The organism is Spirosoma flavum (assembly GCF_042686045.1).
Classification (GTDB): domain Bacteria; phylum Bacteroidota; class Bacteroidia; order Cytophagales; family Spirosomataceae; genus Spirosoma; species Spirosoma flavum.
Genome location: NZ_JBHUOM010000027.1, coordinates 24,735 through 30,734 on the forward strand (window position 1 = coordinate 24,735; position 6,000 = coordinate 30,734).

Genomic DNA, 6,000 nt, shown 5'->3' on the forward strand with positions numbered 1-6,000 from the left:
GTCTCAGAAAATCCCGTGGCCAAAGGACACGAAAACTACAGCCGTGAACCCCAACTGTACAAGACTGGCGCATAAATAGAGATTAAAAAAATTTAGGTTATAGAGAAAGCCGCTCATCTAGGCTAGGATGAAGCGGCTTAGACTAAGAAATAATGGCTGGCGAACGTAAAAAAATTACCAGCTGATCTGCTACCGGGCGCTATTAAAGTAAACAATTGAGAACAGTAACAGCCCGACGGCTGCTGTAATGCCCATCACGGCAAAGGCTTTGGACCAACTCCGCCATCGGGCGTACCCCCAAAGCAGTAAAACGACCGCGTAAACCCCCATGTAGGGATAGAAATAATCCCCAATAAAGCCTGGTCTAAGTAAGTAGGGAGCCAGTGGAGCTAGTAAAATAACCCAGTTCAACACGGTTTTATAACGGTCAATTCGCATCGTTCCAGTAAGTTTAAGGATGTTTTCTAAAGTGGACAACCTGCCGATAACAGTGTAACTTGGTAGTCACTGTAGGCAATCTGAGTACAAAATTTAGGGTCGTCTAAACTTTGTACATTTCCCAGACCTGTTGTATAACTGATGTGGCTGTTGCAAAAGTCGATGATGGTTTAGATTTCCGTTTAAAGCCCTTGTTGGCGAGGAAAACTGGAGCAGGATGAGGCTTACGTATTGAACTTACCAAACATCTAGATGACTTTTGCTACGGCGGCCCGTAGCCACATCACCTATACCGAATGACCTTGACTCGATCAGCAACCAATCACTTCGTTTCCGCCTTAAGTAGCCTCCTTTTACTGGTTGCTCTAGCAGGATGCCATCAGCCATCCGTTGACCACGCCCTTAGCGAGCCTCCTACCCAGCGGCCTAAAGCGATAACTACGGTGTATCTAGGCCTTTATTCTAACTTGGTCAGTTTAGATACCGTACAAATGGCCGGGATTAGTTACCCGGTCTTTTCCCAAGATAGTATGCGGTTTGGCTATGATAATCAGCAACGGCTAATCAACGTTGATTTAACGCACTCTTCACAAGATTACGGTAAATGGATAATTAGTCCGACCGTATCAAGTACGTATGCTTATCAGAACAGCCAACTAAGTGGGCGAGAATACTTCACCGAAGTCTATGCCGGGCGCCCCTTTCAGTATCCTCTTGATAGCAATACTAATCGCGTTCTGGCTTATTGAGTATTTCGGAGTAAACTGGTTCAGCGTCACTTTAGGTGAATCTTGGTAGTTTTCTTTGTTAAGTGGGTATGGATCTGTCCCCACTCTTGCCGCCTGGATTTCTATTCTGCGGCCAACAATTCACATACGATTCACTGATCATTGGTTTGATAGCAACCAATGCGGTTGGAACCTGCCCAATTTGTCACACGCCCACCAGCCGGGTACATAGTTTCTATCAGCGTACCCTAGGTGATCTACCCATAAGTGGTAAACGCATCAAGCTGTTGGTACGACTGCGTAAGTTTTTCTGCCCGCTAGCCGACTGCCCGCGCAAAGTATTTGCCCAATCATGTAGCTCCGTCTGTAAGCCCTACGCCAGACGACTGCTTAGAGCAGACCAGCAGATACAAACCATTGGGTTACAGACCGGTGCCAAACCAGGGGCTCGTTTATGTCATACTATTGGCCAGACTGTAAGTGCCTCTACCGTCTTACGGGTCATCCGTAAAACCCCAACGCCAGTCTTGGAAACACCCAAGCGATTAGGCATAGATGATTTTGCGTTTAAGAAAGGACGTAACTATGGCACGATTTTGATTGATCTGGATCAGCATAAACCAATCGACCTGTTGCCGGATCGAGAGGGTAAGACGCTGGAAGATTGGCTTCGTGCCCATCCCGGCATTGAGTTGGTCACGCGCGACCGTTCGAGTGTGTATGCCAATGCCGTCTCCGCAGCCTGCCCTAATGCCATTCAAGTGGCTGACCGATGGCATCTATTGAAAAATCTTTCTGAAACGGTCGAACGGTTCTTGGATACGCAACGGGCATCCATCAATGAAGTAGCACAAATTATGACACAAGAGTCAGTAAATCAGTCGATTATTGCGCCTATCGTATTGACTGAAGCTAGTTTACCGCTACTCATTGACCAGCAAAAAGTGTCAACCTCTTCAGCATCAAGCCCATCAGTTATACCCCCTGACAAACGCTATGCAGTTTACCAAAAAACGAAAGAATTACAGCGACAAGGCCACGGCATTCGAGCCGTCACGCGCCATCTGGGGGCAGCCCGTAACACTATCAAGCAGTACTTTGCCCAAGATAGTTTCGTGCCCCGTCCTAAGCCAAAGCGGTCCAACTTATATGGCTACGAAGGATACTTACGCAAGCGATGGTTGGAAGGGGAAACCAGCGTCACTGTACTCTTTGAAGAGATCAAGGCGCAAGGGTACAATGGTGGCTATACCATTCTAACTACTTTTTTGGCCGATTACCCACGCCTTATCCAAGAATCGGCTCTGCCGCCTGCTCAGAAAGGCTTTAGTTATTCAAGTCGCCGGTTGAGCCGACTTCTTGGTCAGGATGAGTCCGATTGGCCGAAAACCGATCGACCCTTTCTGGATTGCTTATTGAATCAGAATGCATCGATTAGCCAAGTACGTCAATTGATTCTACGCTTCAAGGCCATGATGAAAGCCAAATTGGCAGATGGCTTAGCAGGGTGGTGTGTAAAAGCTGGGGCATTGTCTGCTCTTAACGGATTTGTTCGAGGCTTACGACAGGATTATGCTGCTGTTAAGCAAGCCTTTTGTTCGGCGTGGAGCAATGGGCAAACGGAAGGGCAAGTCAATCGGCTGAAGACCATTAAACGTGCTATGTATGGGAAGGCCAGTTTTGAGTTATTGCGGCTGCGCGTGTTGGCTCGAAATTGGACGGCTCCCCCAAAGTGACGCTGAACCACTTTGGCCGAAATACACAATTAAGCGCAGCGAAGTAGTTGACTTATGACAAATCTATAGTAGAATTTAAGCTTCGTCATTTTCTTACTAAAGACAAACAATATCACATTAGTGGCTGTTGGAGAACGCTGATGTAAAGTAATCCTCCTTTAATAATCTGCCTGATTCAGCCTGGTTTTTGATGAAATTAGTCGATTTACTGACTAGTTCGGGGCGACCATCGACTTTTGCAACAGCCACATGATTTATACAACAGCTATCCAGAAAATATAACATTTGAGTAGTTGCAGGAATTACCTAAGCCTTGTACTTTCTCTTGATTAATTGAAAACTGATCATCAAAGAGTTAGCTTTGCTACACCACCTCTTCTTCTCTATTCCGATGATAAAACGATTTTGTCTGCCACTAGTCTGGCTCTGGATTAACGCTTGTAGCCCTGCTCCCAACATTGCTCCCTCATCTCGCATTGCTGGCTCCTACAAGTTCACTCAATATTCAACAGCTAGTAAAGACGATCTGGCTCCGATGGGCTTAGTTACCCTGACAGTAGTCGATGAGCAACACGTTGATTTACTAGTCAAGGGTAGTTCAGGTAAATCCAAAATCGCCTATTCTTACCAAAACGTCAATATCATTGAAAGTGGACGCAACTATTTAGGAGACGATACATTCAGCTTAGTCTACAAAAAAAATCAAATTGGTATCATTAACAGCGATGAGCAAGGGCACTACATTACTTTAACCCCTAAAGCTTATGTTACCTTAGTAGCCTCCTTACCAGAACAAGAAGAGTAAGCAAGGCTTACAACGTTGCAGATAGTTCACGAAAAGAATAAAAATACAATACTTGGCTTTAGATAGAAGTAGCCAAGTATTGTATTTTCTGGATAACTGTTGTATAAATCATGTGGCTGTTGCAAAAGTCTGGAAGGGAATTAAAATGCTTAAATGGAGTACCGGTTACGACCCCATTCGAGGTTAAACTTGCCGGGTCAACGAGCCTTTCTACAGCCGTAGCGACTTTTGCAACAGCCACTGATTTTATGTTATATGAATTAATGCAGAAAAGCTAAAGCAGCACAAATCAGTGCTGCTTTAGCTTTTCTGGGAAAAAACTTATTTATGCCTGCTCCTTACTGTCAAAAGACGTTGGCTATTACAGAAGACACGCTTAAGCTTAATGAAACCCCTGCTGAGTCAAATAAGTCTTATCAGCTTCATCACGAGGATGCACCCCCACGACAATACCACCGTCCTTAAGTCCCGATTCATAGGCTTTGGCCGTTTCTTCAGGAATACCCGAATTCACTAAAGCTCCAATCAACCCACCCGCTAAGCCACCTGCTCCAGCACCCGCTAAGCCAGCCGCTAGCGGACCCGCTATCAGTAAGCCCAAACCCGGCAACGCCAAAGTTGTGCCAATAGCAGCTATGGCTGCTGCGACCGCTCCCAGAGTACCCCCAATAGCGGAGCCTTTGCCAGCTCCTTCCAGGGTTTTATCCGCTAAGGCCGAATCATCCGAGTCAGTCTTATCAAAATGCTGTTTACGGGTTTCATCCGTCATGACGATGTTCACCTCATCTTTCGAAAAGCCATGAGATAACAGCGCGTCGTAAGCGGTCTCTGCCGCGTCGCGACTATTGAATATAGCCGTCATCATTGGCATTGATCCGGACGAGGTGTTTAAGCTGGTGTTATCAGTTTGATTAATCATAACGAATGGTACGTTTTGTTGTGTAAACCAACTAAGAAGATTTAGTAGGCAAAAGAATAACTCTAGGAGAGGCCCTGTGTTCGGAAATATTGACTGAGCGGGAGAGCTTAATAAGCATTATCAAGCTTATGTTTGGCAGAAATGACAGCTAAACAGACCATCAAAAAGGTTTACTAGCTTTGGTGTGAACTCATCACTCACTTTATGATAATTTAAGTTTTGGGCCAGTCCTAAAGTTATATAAGTGGCAATTTGTTAACTAAAATTTCCACCAACGCTTTTTACTACTAATTGGCTCCTGCTTTGACTCGTAGTTCTGGTTGAAGTGGAAAGTTCCGGTTAAGCGCCCCGTATAATCCACCTTCCAAGCACCAACAATACCTTTTAGAGGCACGTTTTCTTGGCCGTTGTACTTTGGATCAATTACATACACCCAGTCTCCTGGATTCTTTTTAGCTTCTTCGTAAGTCTCTTGAGTTGGTATAGGTTTATTCATAGACACTTTTTTGTTGTATAATCTCCGTGGCTGTTGCAAAAGTCAACACTTGCTAAAAATATCTCTGCTGAAAGGTGATTTTCGGCCTTTCAATGGTCAGAAATTGGCTGGCGAACCAAGCTTCCCTAACTCATTACAGACTTTTGCAACAGCCACAATACTTATGTAAAGGGATTTAAACTAGATAGTTGCACGAACACACTTTGTTCTGGCCCTCGAATAACGTCAAAGTTGGGCTCCTAAAAATGACCGGATAGGTCTACTTTCTTAGCCCTAAAGATATAGCGGATAGTATGGCCGGCTGAGTCTTTCTTGGCAATATCAAAGTTTATTTCACTCCCACTGCTGTGACCAACTTTAACCGTATCATTTTGATAAAAATCATGGCCATCCATTACGGGTCGAGCATACGTAAGCGTACTGCTCAAACTGTTTACGACTACTCTTTGACTCTTTGCACTATTAGTTCGTTCACCCATGGCCAAGGAAACTGGTGTAGCGTAGTTATTTTCTGGATATATATCTACACTAACTCGCTTAGTTAGAATACTACTATCCATAGTTGTATAGGGTAAGAATCCATCTAATACGACTTGATTGTCTTGATATTGGACAAGTCTATAAATTTCATAAGTGCCGTCATATGGACGATCATTAGGGGCAGGATTAGAGTTATTTTGATGACAAGCAGTTATGGCGAGTAGCAGAAACAGGGAAAGAGTCTGAGTTTTCATAAGGCGAGTAAGATTTTGATGGATATACTAAAGGAATGAGTCCAACTAATTTTAATTAGTTGTAAGCATCAAGTTGTATAAGTGATGTGGTTGTTGCAAAAGTCGTTACCTACCCTTAAAGACTCCATCCAAGCTTTTGCAACA

General features: G+C 44.4%; 7 protein-coding genes. 3 read left to right on the forward strand and 4 right to left on the reverse strand.

The window, feature by feature from the left end; all coding sequences use genetic code 11:
* Window positions 1–189: 189 nt before the first annotated feature.
* Window positions 190–438 carry a hypothetical protein gene (locus ACFS25_RS26825; RefSeq protein ID WP_381507436.1) on the reverse strand — a complete coding sequence of 83 codons (249 nt, stop codon included), beginning with the start codon at window positions 436–438 and terminating at the stop codon, window positions 190–192.
* Between the two features lie 296 nt (window positions 439–734).
* Between ACFS25_RS26825 and ACFS25_RS26830 the strand changes: the two genes are divergently transcribed.
* The 3 genes from ACFS25_RS26830 (at window position 735) to ACFS25_RS26840 (ending at window position 3,707) form a co-directional block, all read left to right on the forward strand.
* A complete protein-coding gene (locus ACFS25_RS26830; RefSeq protein WP_381507439.1) occupies window positions 735–1,187 on the forward strand; it encodes a hypothetical protein in 453 nt (150 codons plus the stop codon).
* A 68-nt stretch (window positions 1,188–1,255) separates the two neighbouring features.
* On the forward strand, window positions 1,256–2,902 hold the full coding sequence (locus ACFS25_RS26835) for an ISL3 family transposase (RefSeq protein ID WP_381507441.1): 1,647 nt from the start codon (window positions 1,256–1,258) through the stop codon (window positions 2,900–2,902).
* Between the two features lie 391 nt (window positions 2,903–3,293).
* Entirely contained in the window at window positions 3,294–3,707 is a 414-nt protein-coding gene (locus tag ACFS25_RS26840) for a hypothetical protein (protein ID WP_381507443.1), read from the forward strand.
* Between the two features lie 382 nt (window positions 3,708–4,089).
* On the opposite strand, the gene ACFS25_RS26845 is transcribed toward ACFS25_RS26840, so the two are convergent.
* The 3 genes from ACFS25_RS26845 to ACFS25_RS26855 all read right to left on the reverse strand — a co-directional run bounded on the left by ACFS25_RS26845 (window position 4,090) and on the right by ACFS25_RS26855 (window position 5,856).
* Window positions 4,090–4,626: a hypothetical protein gene (locus ACFS25_RS26845; protein WP_381507445.1), complete on the reverse strand. Its 537-nt coding sequence runs from the start codon at window positions 4,624–4,626 to the stop codon at window positions 4,090–4,092.
* 259 nt (window positions 4,627–4,885) lie between these two features.
* Window positions 4,886–5,122, reverse strand: coding sequence for a hypothetical protein (locus ACFS25_RS26850; protein WP_381507448.1), 237 nt, complete (start codon window positions 5,120–5,122; stop codon window positions 4,886–4,888).
* Window positions 5,123–5,361: 239 nt separating this feature from the next.
* Window positions 5,362–5,856 (reverse strand): hypothetical protein, encoded by a 495-nt coding sequence (locus ACFS25_RS26855; RefSeq protein ID WP_381507450.1) that lies wholly within the window; start codon window positions 5,854–5,856, stop codon window positions 5,362–5,364.
* Between the last annotated feature and the right edge of the window lie 144 nt (window positions 5,857–6,000).